Below are 13,271 nucleotides of genomic sequence, written 5' to 3' on the forward strand. Positions count from 1 at the left end.
GCCTAGGGCGTGCGTCCGGGCCATCGGCGGTCGACGTAGCGGGCCAGGCCCAGGGCGACGGTCTCGACCGGCTGGTCGGCGCGGCGGACCGGGATGGCCAGGGCGGTGCGCAGCCGCCGGGCGAGGCCGCGCAGCAGGGAGCCGCCGCCCGCGAGTGTGGCGCCGCGCTCGCCGAGGTCGGCGGCCAGTTCGGGCGGGCAGTGCTCCACGGCTTGGGCGGCGGCCCGGACGATCGCGTCGACCGGCTGCCTGGTCGCCTCGTAGAGGTCGTGCACCGGGACCGCGACCACGCGCTCGCACCCGGTCTCCGGGTCGTGGCCGTGGACGAGGACCTGGCGGTGCAGCGGCTTCCAGGCGGTGCCGGCGTCGCGTTTGACCGCCTCGGCCTCGCTCTCGCTGATGAGGATGCCGTGCCGGTGCTCGACGAGGCGGGTGATGGCGCGGTTCATGTCGTCGCCGCCGACGCCGGTGGACGCGGCCGTCACCACGTCGCCGCCCGCCAGGACGGCGATCCTGGTGAGGCCGGGGCCGATGTCGACGACCATCGCGCCGGCGGGCTCGTCCAGCGCCACTCCGGCCCCGAGGGCCACGGCCAGCGCGTGCGGCACGAGGACCACGCCGCGCGCGTCGGCCTCGTACGCCAGGTCGCCGAGCGTCCGCGCGACGATCGGCGAGCAGCCGTCGGGCAGGGCCATGACCAGGCGCGGCCTGGTGAACTTGTGCACCCTGTGCACGAAGTGGCGGATGAGGAGCCGGGCCAGCTCGGGGTCTCCCGGCATGCCGCCGCGCACCGGCCAGCAGGTGTCGCCGCAGCAGACGGCCTGGGCGCCGAACCTGACGGCCCGGCCCGTCTCGGGACTTCGCGCGACGGCCGTGGGCTCGTTGAGCACGATGCCCCGGCCTCGTGCGTGGATCTGGGTGCTGACACTGCCGAGATCGATCGCGAGATCCCGGCCGAGCGGGCTCACCATGACCGGAATCTGCCCGCCATCGGGTCAAGGCAACACCAAGGAGCTAGTGCGGCAGCGACTGGCCCATCAGCGCCTGGAGCGTGACGCCGCCCAGCAGGGCGCCGTCGTCGACGACGGCGACGAGCGGGCTGTGCGTGCGGGCCATGAGCGCGGCCAGCTCCAGCAGGGTGGCGTCGCCGTCGGCGATGGGCAGCTCGCGCGGCTGCTCGGGCAGGGTCTCGCGGACCGTGCGCTCGCCGAGGCCGCGCATGAACGCGTCGGCGTGCTCCTCGTCGACGACCCTGGCCAGGGCGGGGTCGTCGAGGCAGTAGCGGGGGACGGCCAGGCGCAGCACCTGGGTGCCGGGCAGGATCGTGCGCGGACGGCCGTCGTCGTTGAGCACGATGAGCCCCGGCAGCCCGTGCTCGGCCAGCAGCCGGGCGGCGTCGGCCGCGCGGGTGTCGAGCGTCACGGTCGGGAAGTCGCTGACGAGATCGCGTGCGCGCACAGGCTCACCCTAACCGCTGGGCGGCCGTCCCGGTTTCGCGCCGTGTGGGCGATCGTGCGAAGCTGTGTACGTCCCTCAACACCAGGAGGTCCTCCATGGCGGAAACACCGGAGCCGGAAGTCAGCGAGACTCCCGAGGACGAGATGAAGCGCAAGTTCCGCGAGGCGCTGGAGCGCAAGCGCAACCAGGCCGCGGGCACGAGCGCGGGTGGCAGGGGCGCCGACGCCGCGAAGATTCACGGGGCACACGGGCCGGCTGCCAGCAAGCGATCTTTCAGGCGCAAGAGCGGCGGCTGAGATCCTGGCGTTTCAGGGGGGTACGGCAATGCCGTGCCCCCCTTTTCTTGACCCTCCTAGGTAGATCTTCGCCTGATTCATGGTGTTACCTTTGCGTTTGTCCGGTTTGGCATATACATTGGGTGGCGTTACCAGGTGGTGACCTAGCCCTTCACCAGGAAGAGGCGGCCACCTGGCGCCGAATCCCTCACGGGAACCGGGGACCCAACTTCTGGGGTGAATCCGGCCCTCGCGGCCGGTAGGGCATCTCCACGCCCGAACCCGTCAGCTAACCCGGTAGGCGAGATGGAGAGGACACCCTACCTGTGATGTACCGCTGCGTCGTACCCCCAGCCCGCGCCCACTGAGCGGCACCACTTCCCCGAACTTCTCGCGCTCCGCGTAGCGACCGTTTGGCGTTCTGCCCGGCTACGCCCTTCTGAGTGAGCGCTTTTCCCCATTGCCTAACAGAGGACTTTACTTTTTCATGTCTGCTCGTATCGGCATGCGTTCCTTCGCCCTGCTCACCGCCACCGCCGCCGGCGCCCTCGCCTTCGGGGCCGGCGCCGCCCACGCCGACGTCGACGAGAGCCAGAAGGTGCTGCTGAAGGGCGCGACCACCGCGTCCTACTTCTGGGACGACTCCTCCGGCCGCGCCGGTGACACGGGTCTGCCCGCCAGTGGCAAGCCCATGCAGAAGGGCCTGGCCGCCAGCCCGAGCTGGCCGCTGATGACCGAGGGCTACGTCGTCTACAAGGGCAAGAAGATGCCCTTCTTCGTGGGTGACCGCGGTCCCGGCAACCCGTCCAACAACGGCATCATGCTCGACCTGGACGCCAAGACGTTCGCCGAGCTGACCGGCGGCAAGTTCAACTCCAGCACGCTGATGGTCGACGGCAACGGCGGCAAGGGCCACATCGAGGTCCAGTACGTCATCACCAAGTGGGGCGACGGCGTGGGCAAGAAGAACCACCCCGTGGCCTTCTCGACCGGCGCCTGGTCGCGCGTGGACCGCAACCCGGCGCAGCCGCCGACCATCCTGGCGGAGAAGAAGACCGAGGAGAACAAGCCCCGCGTCGAGGCTCCCGGCAGCGGCGGCGTCGCCCCGGCCGCGTACACCGCGAGCGAGCGCCCCGCGGGCGGCGGCTCCAAGCCCGCCGCCGCGGCGGCCGGCGAGGAGACCGGTGGCGTCGGCGGCGCCGTGCTGGCCGGCGGTCTCGCCCTGGCCGGTGGCGGCGTGATCCTCGGCCGCGACCGTCTCCGCAAGCTGATGGGCCGCTGACCCTGACGGGCAGCTGACCCAGCAAGGAGCTCAGGCGCCCGAGCCGTCCCCCGGCCGGGCGCCTGAGCCTTCCGCATGGGAGGCCGGGCGTGCTTTACGCGGGACGAATTAGAAGGTAATTCTAGTATCCGTGACCACCCACGCCTCGGCGAACGGCATCGACCTCGCCTACGAGAGCTTCGGCTCACCTGACGGGCGCCCGCTCCTGCTCATCATGGGGCTGGGCGCCCAGCTCATCCACTGGGACGACGACCTCTGCACGGCCCTGGCCGACCAGGGGCATCACGTCGTCCGGTTCGACAACCGCGACGCCGGTCTGTCCACGCACTTCCACGAGGCGGGCGTGCCCGACTTCCGGGGCGCCGCCCCGTACCTGCTGGACGACATGGCCGACGACGCCGCCGGGCTCATGGACGCGCTCGGCTGGCCCGCGGCGCACGTCATGGGCGCGTCGATGGGCGGCATGATCGCCCAGACGCTGGCCGTCCGCCATCCGGAACGGGTGCTCACCCTCACCTCGATCATGTCGACCACCGGCCCCGCGGTCGCCCCGCCGACCGAGGCCGCGGGCGCGGTGCTGTTCGGCGCGCCGCCGGCCGACCGGGAGGCGGTCCTGGCGCAGGCGCTCAAGACCTGGTCGGTGATCGGCTCGCCGGGCTACGAGATGGACCGCGAGCGCGTCCTGCGGCTGGCCGGCCTGGCCTTCGACCGCTGCTTCGACCCGCCGGGCACGGCCCGCCAGCTCGCCGCGATCATGGCCTCCGGCGACCGCACCGAGGGCCTGGCGGCCGTCAAGGTGCCGACGCTGGTCGTGCACGGCGAGGACGACCAGCTCGTCCCGGTCGAGGGCGGGCGCGCCACGGCGGCGGCCATCGAGGGGGCCGAGCTGCTGACGTTCCCCGGCATGGGGCACGACCTTCCCCGCCCGCTCTGGCCCGAGATCGTCGCCGCCGTGACGCGGCTCACCTCCCGCGTGTGACGGTGGCTCGTGCCCGCCGCGCCCCGGGCACGAGCCACCGGGTCTCAGACCTCCAGCTTCTCCTCGATGGCCCGGAGCTGGTGCCTGGCCAGGGCCAGATTGGCCCGGCTCCGGTCGAGGGCCAGGTAGAGGAACAGGCCCTTGCCGCCGCGCCCGGTCAGCGGCCGGATGATGTGATACTGGCCGCTGAGCGAGATGAGGATGTCCTCGATCGCGTCCTTGAGCCCGAGCGAGTCCATCGTGCGCAGCTTGGCCTTGACGACCTCGGTGTTGCCGGCCGCCGCCACCTGGAGGTCCAGGTCCTTGGAGCCGCCGAGCGTGCCCAGCGCCATGCCGCTGCCGTGGTCGACGATCGCCGCGCCGATCGAGCCGTCGATCGTCATCATCTCCTTGAGCGAGATGTCCATGCCGGCCATGTCGTCCTCCGTTCGTTGTGATCGTCCCGGCGTGAGCGATCCTCACGCCAGTTCTTCCAGCGCCTTCCTCAGCCGCAGCAGCAGGGCCACGTCCACCTGCTGCCTGGGCTCCGCGGGCTCTGCGGCGTCCTGCGGGCCCGGTTTCGGCAGCCGCTTGGCGCGTCTGGGCAGGGCGGCCCGCTCGTCGGGGAGCAGCAGCCCGGCCGCGGCCAGCCGCCGCACCGCGAGCATGACCGCGTAGCCCGTCCGGCCCAGCCGCCTGGCCAGGTCGAGCGGCGTGGCCTCCTGATCGGCGGCGACCACGACCTCCCACTGCACGTCGGTGAGCGTCACGCCCTGCCCGCGCAGCCGGGGTGAGACCCGTACCGGTGCGGTGTCGACGGCGGCGTCGGGCCAGACGCTCGCCAGGTGGGCGCGGCGGCGCGCGCACTCGCGCACCAGCCCCGCCACGTCGAAGTACCAGCGCCCGCCCAGCCAGTGCCGCTCGCCCGGCCGGAACTTCGGCCGCGGCCCCGCCGCGGGCAGCAGGAAGAACGCCGCGTCCAGCACCGCGCCGAGCACGCAGTACTGCAGCTCGCCGAGCGTGACCGGTCCCTCCCGCAGCAGCCGCTCGCACCCGCCGTCGGCCTGCGTGCGCCGCAGCGCGGCCTCCGACACGCGCCCCCGGGAGGCGAGCAGCCGCTCGGCGCCCGGCGTGCGGGCGCATTCCATGTACGTGATCCGCCCGGCGTCGAGGTAGATCGTGCCGGCCCGGCCGACCCGCAGCGCGCCCGTGGAGCGTTCGCGGGCCAGCCCGGCCAGGTGCGTGTCCAGGGGCGGCATGCCGTCACGCCAGCAGCTCGGCGGAGATGGCGCGCAGCCGGTGCCGCGCCAGGGCGATGTTCGCGCGTTCCAGGTCCAGCCGGACGTAGATCACCAGCGGCCCGTCGAAGAGCGTGTCCAGCGGACGCAGCAGGTGGTGGCCCTTGTCCGTGGTGATGAGCACGTCCTCGACGCGCACGGTGTCGCCCGGGCAGGCGCGCGCCAGCCCGTCGACGGTGGCGCGCAGCGTCTCCGTCAGCGCGGCGGCGGACTTCTCCGCGTCCGCGCCGGGCGGGAAGGCGCTGGCGGCCACCGCCATACCGCTCGTGTGGTCCACGAGCATCGCGTCCAGCGCTCCCGGTATCGCCATGACCTCGGTCAGGCAGCCGTCCAGTCCCAGCACGCGATCAGCTTAGGGAGAGCGGACTGACAGCAATTTCCACAAGATAAGGATCTATATGGCCCGGAGTAAGAAAAACCCAACCGCGACGGATTTATCGTGCCATTGTGGAATTTAATTCATATTCGGAGTCTCGTCCGGCAGTAAAGCCTTCTCGTCAGGCTTGAACACCAGCACGTTGTCCACGTACGACTTGACCGCCGCCGCCAGCCCGACGTCGCCCCCCTCGGCCTCCGACAGGTACCAGCGGTGGTCCAGGATCTCGTGGAAGAGCTGGGCGGTCTCCAGCTTGCCGCGCAGCTCGGCGGGGATGGCCGCGAGCGTGGGCTGGAACACCTCGGCCAGCCACCGGTGCGCCACGATGGCCTCGTCCTCGTGCCGCAGCCCCTTGGCCACGCGGAACCCGTCGAGGTCGTTGAGCAGCCGCCGCGCCTGGTTCTCCTCGGCGTCCAGGCCGGTCAGCCGGAGCAGCCGCCGCTGGTGGTGACCGGCGTCGACGACCTTGGGACGGACGATGAGCCGCCCGGTGCCGACCTTGCGCCGGACCATCATCTCGGCCACGTCGAAGCCGAGCAGGTTGAGCCGCCGGATGCGCTGCTCGACGCGGTGCCAGTCGACCTCCTCGATGATCTCGTCCTGGGTGATCTCCGCCCACAGCCGGTGATAGCGGTTGACCACGTCCTCGGCGGTCTCCATCGGCTCGATCGACGGGTGCAGCAGCCCGCCGGCCTCCAGGTCGAGCATCTCGCCGAAGATGTTCGTGTGCGCCGCGTCGATGTCGCCGAGCCGCTGGCCCTCGCTGATCATCGGGTGCATCTCGCCGGTCTCCGCGTCGACCAGGTAGGCGGCGAACGCGCCCGCGTCCCGGCGGAACAGCGTGTTGGACAGCGAGCAGTCGCCCCAGAAGAACCCGTTCAGGTGCAGCCGCACCAGCAGCACCGCGAGCGCGTCCAGCAGCCGGGTGAGCGTGTCGGGCCGCAGCGTGCCGGACATGACGGCCCGGTAGGGGAGCGAGAACTGCAGGTGCCGGGTGATCAGCGCCGCGTCCAGCCCCTCGTCGCGGCCGGTGACGTACGCGACGGGCTCGACGGCGGGGGCGTCGAGCCGGGCCAGGTCCCACAGGAGCTGGTACTCGCGCTTGGCGTAGCGCTCGCTGATCTCCTTGATCGCGTACACCTTGCCGGAGAGCCGGGCGAAGCGCACCACGTGCCGCGAGATGCCGCGCGGGAGGTCGACGAGATGGTGCTGGGGCCACTGTTCGAGGGGAAGCTCCCAGGGGAGCCTGATCAGGTCGGGATCGCCTAGCGCGCCGGTGATCTGAAGGGGCATTTGTTCAGGATATTGTGCGTTGGTGGACGACTTTCTCAATTGGTACTTTTCCGGACGTCCGGTCGTCGCCAGCACCCTCGGGGCCGACGGCTACGACCACACGCTCGGCGACTTCACCGCCGAGGCTTTCACCGCCCGCGAACGCGAGCAGGTGCTCTGGCTGCAGCGCCTGCGCACCCGCGAGGCGGCCACCCTGGACGACGCGATCGACCGCGACCTGGTCCTGTCCCACCTGAGAGGGTCCATCGCCCTGGCCAACTGGGCCGAGTGGCGCCGCGACCCCGCCGCCTACCTGGCGCCGGTCTTCTCCTCCTTCTTCACGCCCTTCCAGCAGCGGCTCAAGCCCGAGCCCGAGCTGGTGGCCGCGGCGATCTCCCGGCTGGCCGAGGTGCCCGGCGTGCTCGCCGCCTGCCGCGCCAACCTCGACCCCGTCCTGGCCGCGCCCCTGCTCGTCGAGCGCGGGCTCAAGCAGGCGCGCACCGGCCGCGCGTTCCTCACCGAGACCGTCCCCGGCATGGTCGCCGACCCCGACCTGCGCGCCAAGCTGGCCGACGCCGCCGCCCCGGCCGCCGACGCCTTCGACGACCTCGTCGCCTTCCTCGACGGCTTCTCCTGCGGCGGCACCTGGCGCATGGGCGAGCACCTCTACAGCACGCTGCTGCGCGAGCGCGAACTGCTCGGCTACGGCGCCGCCGAGCTGCACGAGAAGGGCAAGGCCGCCTGGGACTCCCTCGACGAGCGGATGCGCGAGGTGTCGGTGCGCGTCAACGGCTCCCAGGACTGGCGGGCCGCCATGGAGACGCTGATGGACGACCACCCGGCGACCCTGGAGGAGATGCGCGCCGAGTACGAGGCCGAGACGCTGCGCGCCCGCGACTTCGTCCGCGACCGCGACCTCGTCACCTTCCCCGAGGGCGAGGAGTGCCTGGTCCTGCCGTCGGCCGTCTACAGCCGGCCCGTCCTGTCGGTGGCCCACTACCTGGCCCCGCCGCCCCTCACCAGCTCACGCACCGGCGTCTTCTTCGTCCCGTACACGCCCGACGGGTTCACCCCCGAGCAGGTACGGCAGCGCCTGCGGACCAACAGCCGGGCCCAGATGCCCTCGATCGCCGTGCACGAGGCGTACCCGGGGCACCACTGGCACCTGTCGCACATGGCGGCCAACCCGCGCGCGGTGCGCAAGGTGTTCAGGACGCCGTACTTCAGCGAGGGGTGGGCGCTCTACGTCGAGAAGCTGCTGCACGAGCAGGGCTACTTCGACACGCCCGCGACCGAGCTGGCCCACCTCGACTGCCGGATCTTCCGCGCCGCCCGCATCGTCGTCGACACCGCGCTGCACTGCGACGACATGACGATCGAGCAGGCCGAGACGTTCATGGCCACCAAGGCGTCGCTGTCGCCCGGCACCGCCCAGGGCGAGGTCAACCGCTACTGCGCCTGGCCCACGCAGGCGCCGTCCTACCTGACCGGGGCAATCGAGATCGACCGCATCCGGGAGTCGTACCAGGGGTCGCTGAAGTCCTTCCACGACCGGATCGCGGGCTCCGGCGGGCTGCCGCTGGGGCTGGCGGAGATCGCGGCTAACGGCGCGGGAACCGCGGCGGGTTGAGCGCGCGCTCGACCACGGCGGCGAGCTGGTCCTCGGTGAGGACGGCGGGCCTGCCCACGCCGAGGCCGCGCACGTAGACCTCGCACAGCCACTCCAGCAGGCGGGCCGCCTCGAACGCCTCCTCCAGGGTCGCGCCGATGGTCACGCCGCCGTGGTTGGCCATCAGTGCGGCCCGCTTGCCCGCCAGCGCGTCGCGCACGCCGGCGGCCAGCTCGGGCGTGCCGTAGGTGGCGTACGGGGCGACCTTGACCGTGCCGCCGAGCGTCAGGGCGTTGTAGTGCACCGGCGGCAGCTCGGTCATCGTCGTGGCCACCACGGTGCCGAACATCGAGTGGGTGTGGACGACGGCCCGCGCGTCGGTCGTCTCGTAGATCGCCAGGTGCATGGGCGTCTCGGAGGACGGCTGCAGCTCGCCCTCCAGCAGGAATCCCTCGACGTCGACGACCGGGCACATGTCGGGGGTGAGCCGGTCGAGCGCCGCCCCGGACGGCGTCACCGCGACCCGGTCGCCGTCGCGCACGCTCAGGTTGCCCGACGTGCCGATGACCAGGCCGAGCTCGACGGCCCTGCGGCCGTAGGCGCACAGCTCCTCGCGCAGGTTCATGCCCGGCAACCTAGTCGGTCGTCCGACTTACGGCTAGAGCTGGTCGACGAACTGCAGGAGCAGCCGCTCCAGGTCCACCCGGCGCAGCCGCTCGGGGTAGAGCAGCAGGTGAAGGCTGAGCCCGTCGACCAGGGCGAGCAGCTGCTCGGTCACGTCGTCGAGGTTGGCCTCCGTGGTCAGCTCGCCCGCGAGCCTGGCCTGGGCGAGCAGGGCGCGCACGGCGGTGCGCAGCTCGGCGGCCTCGGCCCGCTGCACGTCGGCCAGGAGCTCGGAGGCCAGGCTGCGGCTCCAGAAGCTCACCTCCAGGCGCGTCTCCTGGGTGCGCTCGGCGTCCAGCGGCAGGTTGTCGAGCAGCAGCTCGCGCAGCGCGGCCAGCCCGGACACGCCCTCGACCTTGCGCGCCAGGCGCTCGCGGATGCGCTGGTGCGACTGGCGCAGCGCCGAGAGCAGGATCTCGTCCTTGTCGGTGAAGTAGTGCGCCAGGACGCCGTTGGAATAGCCGGCCTCCTTGGCGATCGCGCGGGTGGTGGCGGCGTCGATGCCGTCCCTGACGATCACCCGGCGGGCCGCCGACAGCACCTCGCGGCGGCGCTGCTCATGGTCGACGATCTTCGGCATGGGCCCCTCCTTCGTCCCGTCCCCAGCATATTGACTTTTTATTCGGACGTCTGTCTATTTAGTCCATGACCGTCGTCACGGTCGGCGTGCACATCGTCGACATCCTCGCCAGGCCCGTCGAGCGCATCCCCGACGGGCAGGACACCGTCCTGGTCGACCAGATCAGGCTGACCGCCGCGGGCGCCGCCGCCGGGACCGCCGTCGACCTGGTCAAGCTGGGCCACGAGGTCGTCTCGATGGGCGCCGTCGGCGACGACGAGCTCGGCGACTTCCTGATCGCGACCATGACCAGGCGCGGCGTGGACGTCACCCGGCTGGCGCGCCGGCCCGGCGAGCAGACGGCCGCCTCCATCCTGCCGATCAGGCCCGACGGCGGCCGGCCAAGCTTCCACGTGCCCGGCGCCAACCTCGGTCTCACGCCCGCCGACCTCGACACCGAGGCGCTGCGCGCCGCCCGCGCGATCCATCTCGGCGGCGTGGACGTGACGTTCGGCCTGGGCGACCCGGAGTTCTTCGCGCTGCTCGACGAGGTGCGCGCCAGCGGCACGATCGTCACGATGGACCCGCTGTCGGAGATGGCCGACCTGCTCGGCCCGGCGCGGGCCTTCCTGCCGCACGTCGACTACGTGCTGCCCAACGACGCCCAGGCGCTGCTCATGACCGGCGAGCGCGACGTGCGGGCCGCCGCCGCCGCGCTGCTGGCCGACGGGCCGCGCGGCGTCCTGGTGACGCTGGGGGCGGGCGGCAGCCTCGTCGTCACCGCCGAGGCCGACGAGCTCGTCCCGGCGCTCGACACGCCCGTGGCCGACACCACGGGCTGCGGCGACGCGTACTGCGCGGGCTTCATCACCGGCCTGCTGCACGGGCGGGACGTGCGCACGGCGGCCCGCTGGGGCACCGCGGCGGCGGGCCGCGTCGCCACCGGGCTCGGCTCCGACGCCGGCCTCAAGGACCTCGACTCGACCCTGGCCCTCCTCACCTGAAGGAAGCTCCATGACTGACGCCGAACTCCGGCAGCGGGCGCTGAAGGTCGTCCCCGGAGGCATGTACGGGCACCTCAACGCGGCCATCTTCGCCCCGGGCTACCCGCAGTTCTTCGAGCGCGGCGAGGGTTGCCGGCAGTGGGACGCGGACGGGCGCGAGTACATCGACTTCATGTGCAGCTGGGGCCCCGTCGTGCTGGGCCACCGGCACCCGCGCGTGGAGGAGGCCGCGGCGAGGCAGCTCGCCCGCGGCGACTGCCTCAACGGGCCGGGGCCGATCATGGTGGAGCTGGCGGAGCTGCTGGTCGACACCGTGCCGAGCGCCGACTGGGCGATGTTCTCCAAGAACGGCACCGACGCCACCACCCAGGCGCTCATGGTCGCCAGGGCCGCCACCGGGCGCGCCAAGGTGCTCATGGCGCACGGCGCCTACCACGGCGCCGACCCGTGGTGCACGCCCTCCACCGCGGGCACGACCCCGAACGAGCGGGCCGACCTCGTCGAGTTCGCCTACAACTCGCTGGAGTCGCTGGAGGCCGCCGCGGCCACCGTCGAGGGCGACGTGGCGGCGATCATCGTGACGCCGTTCAAGCACGACTCGTTCGAGGACCAGGAGCTGGTGGAGCCCGCGTTCGCGCGCGGCGCGCGGGCGCTGGCCGACCGGCTCGGGGCCGCGCTGGTGATCGACGACGTGCGGGCCGGGTTCCGGATCGACCTGCGCGGGTCGTGGGAGCCGTACGGGGTCAGGCCCGACCTGACGGCCTGGTCGAAGGCGATGGCCAACGGCTACCCGATCGCCGCCGTGACCGGGACCGACGCGCTGCGCGGCGCGGCGCAGTCGCTGTACTCGACGGGGTCGTTCTGGTTCTCGGCGGTGGCGATGGCGGCGGCCAAGGCCACGATCGAGACGCTGCGCGACACCTCCGGCATCGCCCACATGGAACGGACCGGGACCCTGCTGCGCGAGGGCCTGTACGCGCAGGCCACGGCGCACGGGTTCACCGTGAGGCAGACCGGGCCGGTGACGATCCCGTGGCTGAGCTTCGACGGCGACGCCGACCTGTCCACGGCCCTGTACTGGAGCGACGCCTGCCTGCGCCACGGGGTCTACGTGCACCCGTGGCACAACTGGTTCATGTCGGCCGCCCACACCGACGAGGACGTGGCCCGCGCCCTGGAGGGCACCGACCTGGCCTTCGCCGAGACCCGCGCGCACCTAGAGGCGACCGCGCGACTCTGAGGCGGCCCACTCGAACACGCCCCTGGCCATCAGCGACGCCTCCCGCGCGGCCCTGGCGGCGAAGACCTCGGCGCGCACCCGGTGCACGCCCGTGTCGTCCGGAGCGGCCTGAGCGGCCATCTCGGCCAGATGGCCCGCCAGGCGGTCGTCGCCGTCCGAGAGGGCCTTCAGAGCCGCGTCCGCGAGCACCTGGGGGCCGCCGGACAGCTCCGCCACCGCCTGGGCCAGGACGGCGTCCGGGGCGGGCTTGAGCCGGGCCGGGTTGCCGTCGTACCAGCCGCCGTAGAGCCGCCACAGGTTGCGCACCACGAACTCGGGCTCGTCGTAGCGGGCCCGCAGGTACGGCCGGTCGGCCAGGTGGGCGGGCGGCCGTACGGCCTGGACGATGTCGTCGAGCCGGACGCCCGCGTTGAGCAGGTCGAGCGTCTGGGCGACCAGCGACTCCAGCCACTCGGCGGTCTCCAGCAGCGCCTGCCGGACGCGGCCGCGGCCGAAGACCGGCGCGCCGTGGCCGGGCAGCATGATCTCGGCGTCCAGGGCGGCCATCCGGCGCAGCGCGTGCGCCCACTCGCGCGGGTAGCGCTGCGCCTTCTGCGGGTTGCCGCAGTTGGGCGTCACCCAGACGAACAGGTCGCCGGGCAGCAACAGCCGGTGTTCGGGCACGTAGGCGACGGTGGCGTCGTCGGTCTCGCCCTTGGCGTGGAACAGCTCGAAGGTGAGCCCGCCGAGCCGCACGGTGAGGGCGTCACGGTAGGTGACGTCGGGATGGCGGTAGGCGGTGGGCCAGCGCAGGTTGGTTGCCTGGAACTGCCGCTGATTGATGACCGCATTGTAACCATTAGTGAGCAAATATCGTTGGAATCGGTCCAGCACCGCCTCGTGGGCGTACACCGTCGCCCTGGGGCCCGACTCCTCGAAAGGCCCGGTTCCGAAGACGTGGTCGATGTGCCCGTGGGAGTAGAACACCGCGGACAGCGGCGCCCGGCTCCACGCCCGGACGTCCTCGTGCAGCCTGCCCGCCGAGAACGGGCTGCCGGTGTCGAACAGCGCCAGCGAGCCCTCGGTCTCGAAGGCGGTCACGTTGCCGAAGCCGGACCACCACCCCAGGCCATCGCCTATATTGACGACACCCCGGCCACCCTGTCCCATGTCCACGATGCTGTCGTCGGCGTCGCCGCGCCAGACCCTGTCCGCGTACTCCTCGATCATGCGGACCACTCTGCTTCTAGAATCCGGTTCTAGGCAAGGGATCACGGCAAGGTCACGTCTCGATTGCA

15 protein-coding genes and 1 riboswitch are annotated in these 13,271 nt (G+C 72.1%); of the genes, 6 read left to right on the forward strand and 9 right to left on the reverse strand.

The annotated features are described in order from the left end of the window. Positions 1-2 precede the first annotated feature (2 nt). Complete coding sequence (locus tag AB0G11_RS12025) at positions 3-971, reverse strand: rod shape-determining protein (RefSeq protein ID WP_357585553.1); 969 nt, start codon at positions 969-971, stop codon at positions 3-5. Positions 972-1,014: 43 nt separating this feature from the next. Then, on the reverse strand, positions 1,015-1,458 hold the full coding sequence (locus AB0G11_RS12030) for a CBS domain-containing protein (protein ID WP_357585555.1): 444 nt from the start codon (positions 1,456-1,458) through the stop codon (positions 1,015-1,017). 95 nt (positions 1,459-1,553) lie between these two features. Between AB0G11_RS12030 and AB0G11_RS12035 the strand changes: the two genes are divergently transcribed. The 3 genes from AB0G11_RS12035 (at position 1,554) to AB0G11_RS12045 (ending at position 3,994) form a co-directional block, all read left to right on the forward strand. Beyond that, complete coding sequence (locus AB0G11_RS12035; protein WP_219513739.1) at positions 1,554-1,754, forward strand: DUF5302 domain-containing protein; 201 nt, start codon at positions 1,554-1,556, stop codon at positions 1,752-1,754. A 166-nt stretch (positions 1,755-1,920) separates the two neighbouring features. Next, positions 1,921-2,052: riboswitch (cyclic di-AMP (ydaO/yuaA leader) on the forward strand. A 168-nt stretch (positions 2,053-2,220) separates the two neighbouring features. Continuing rightward, the gene (locus AB0G11_RS12040) at positions 2,221-3,015 is read left to right on the forward strand and encodes a hypothetical protein (RefSeq protein WP_246646451.1); all 795 of its coding nucleotides are present in this window, start codon (positions 2,221-2,223) and stop codon (positions 3,013-3,015) included. A gap of 130 nt (positions 3,016-3,145) precedes the next feature. Beyond that, a complete protein-coding gene (locus tag AB0G11_RS12045) occupies positions 3,146-3,994 on the forward strand; it encodes an alpha/beta hydrolase (RefSeq protein ID WP_357585557.1) in 849 nt (282 codons plus the stop codon). 44 nt (positions 3,995-4,038) lie between these two features. On the opposite strand, the gene AB0G11_RS12050 is transcribed toward AB0G11_RS12045, so the two are convergent. From AB0G11_RS12050 to AB0G11_RS12065, 4 genes are all read right to left on the reverse strand, one after another. Next, complete coding sequence (locus tag AB0G11_RS12050; RefSeq protein ID WP_357585559.1) at positions 4,039-4,410, reverse strand: hypothetical protein; 372 nt, start codon at positions 4,408-4,410, stop codon at positions 4,039-4,041. Positions 4,411-4,452: 42 nt separating this feature from the next. After that, a complete protein-coding gene (locus tag AB0G11_RS12055) occupies positions 4,453-5,232 on the reverse strand; it encodes a hypothetical protein (protein ID WP_357585561.1) in 780 nt (259 codons plus the stop codon). 4 nt (positions 5,233-5,236) lie between these two features. Next, complete coding sequence (locus tag AB0G11_RS12060) at positions 5,237-5,614, reverse strand: roadblock/LC7 domain-containing protein (protein WP_219513725.1); 378 nt, start codon at positions 5,612-5,614, stop codon at positions 5,237-5,239. 111 nt (positions 5,615-5,725) lie between these two features. Beyond that, positions 5,726-6,940 (reverse strand): DUF4032 domain-containing protein, encoded by a 1,215-nt coding sequence (locus AB0G11_RS12065; protein WP_357585563.1) that lies wholly within the window; start codon positions 6,938-6,940, stop codon positions 5,726-5,728. Between the two features lie 22 nt (positions 6,941-6,962). Here AB0G11_RS12065 and AB0G11_RS12070 point away from each other — a divergent pair, with 22 nt between their 5' ends. Further along, a complete protein-coding gene (locus AB0G11_RS12070; RefSeq protein WP_357585565.1) occupies positions 6,963-8,549 on the forward strand; it encodes a DUF885 domain-containing protein in 1,587 nt (528 codons plus the stop codon). On the opposite strand, the gene AB0G11_RS12075 is transcribed toward AB0G11_RS12070, so the two are convergent. Both AB0G11_RS12075 and AB0G11_RS12080 read right to left on the reverse strand, forming a co-directional pair. Then, positions 8,521-9,153, reverse strand: coding sequence for a class II aldolase/adducin family protein (locus tag AB0G11_RS12075; protein ID WP_357585567.1), 633 nt, complete (start codon positions 9,151-9,153; stop codon positions 8,521-8,523). The genes AB0G11_RS12070 and AB0G11_RS12075 overlap by 29 nt on opposite strands. A 33-nt stretch (positions 9,154-9,186) precedes the next feature. Next, positions 9,187-9,771: a TetR/AcrR family transcriptional regulator gene (locus AB0G11_RS12080; protein WP_219513712.1), complete on the reverse strand. Its 585-nt coding sequence runs from the start codon at positions 9,769-9,771 to the stop codon at positions 9,187-9,189. Positions 9,772-9,836: 65 nt separating this feature from the next. On the opposite strand from AB0G11_RS12080, the gene AB0G11_RS12085 reads away from it, so the two are divergent. Both AB0G11_RS12085 and AB0G11_RS12090 read left to right on the forward strand, forming a co-directional pair. Next, positions 9,837-10,754, forward strand: a complete 918-nt coding sequence (locus AB0G11_RS12085) for a sugar kinase (protein WP_357585569.1) — start codon at positions 9,837-9,839, stop codon at positions 10,752-10,754. 10 nt (positions 10,755-10,764) lie between these two features. Further along, positions 10,765-11,994 carry an aminotransferase class III-fold pyridoxal phosphate-dependent enzyme gene (locus AB0G11_RS12090; RefSeq protein ID WP_357585571.1) on the forward strand — a complete coding sequence of 410 codons (1,230 nt, stop codon included), beginning with the start codon at positions 10,765-10,767 and terminating at the stop codon, positions 11,992-11,994. Here the strand turns inward: AB0G11_RS12090 and AB0G11_RS12095 are convergent. Beyond that, positions 11,971-13,203 carry an alkyl sulfatase dimerization domain-containing protein gene (locus tag AB0G11_RS12095; protein WP_357585573.1) on the reverse strand — a complete coding sequence of 411 codons (1,233 nt, stop codon included), beginning with the start codon at positions 13,201-13,203 and terminating at the stop codon, positions 11,971-11,973. The two genes, AB0G11_RS12090 and AB0G11_RS12095, sit on opposite strands and share 24 nt — an antisense overlap. Positions 13,204-13,271: the final 68 nt, after the last annotated feature.

The organism is Nonomuraea sp. NPDC023979, from assembly GCF_040639085.1.
Classification (GTDB): domain Bacteria; phylum Actinomycetota; class Actinomycetes; order Streptosporangiales; family Streptosporangiaceae; genus Nonomuraea; species Nonomuraea ceibae.

Coding starts and splice junctions, on each gene's coding strand:
- AB0G11_RS12075 (WP_357585567.1), bottom strand. CDS start 9,153: ATGAACCTGCGCGAGGAGCTGTGCGCCTACGGCCGCAGGGCCGTCGAG.
- AB0G11_RS12055 (WP_357585561.1), bottom strand. CDS start 5,232: ATGCCGCCCCTGGACACGCACCTGGCCGGGCTGGCCCGCGAACGCTCC.
- AB0G11_RS12095 (WP_357585573.1), bottom strand. CDS start 13,203: ATGATCGAGGAGTACGCGGACAGGGTCTGGCGCGGCGACGCCGACGAC.
- AB0G11_RS12025 (WP_357585553.1), bottom strand. CDS start 971: ATGGTGAGCCCGCTCGGCCGGGATCTCGCGATCGATCTCGGCAGTGTC.
- AB0G11_RS12040 (WP_246646451.1), top strand. CDS start 2,221: ATGTCTGCTCGTATCGGCATGCGTTCCTTCGCCCTGCTCACCGCCACC.
- AB0G11_RS12090 (WP_357585571.1), top strand. CDS start 10,765: ATGACTGACGCCGAACTCCGGCAGCGGGCGCTGAAGGTCGTCCCCGGA.
- AB0G11_RS12065 (WP_357585563.1), bottom strand. CDS start 6,940: ATGCCCCTTCAGATCACCGGCGCGCTAGGCGATCCCGACCTGATCAGG.
- AB0G11_RS12080 (WP_219513712.1), bottom strand. CDS start 9,771: ATGCCGAAGATCGTCGACCATGAGCAGCGCCGCCGCGAGGTGCTGTCG.
- AB0G11_RS12035 (WP_219513739.1), top strand. CDS start 1,554: ATGGCGGAAACACCGGAGCCGGAAGTCAGCGAGACTCCCGAGGACGAG.
- AB0G11_RS12085 (WP_357585569.1), top strand. CDS start 9,837: ATGACCGTCGTCACGGTCGGCGTGCACATCGTCGACATCCTCGCCAGG.
- AB0G11_RS12050 (WP_357585559.1), bottom strand. CDS start 4,410: ATGGCCGGCATGGACATCTCGCTCAAGGAGATGATGACGATCGACGGC.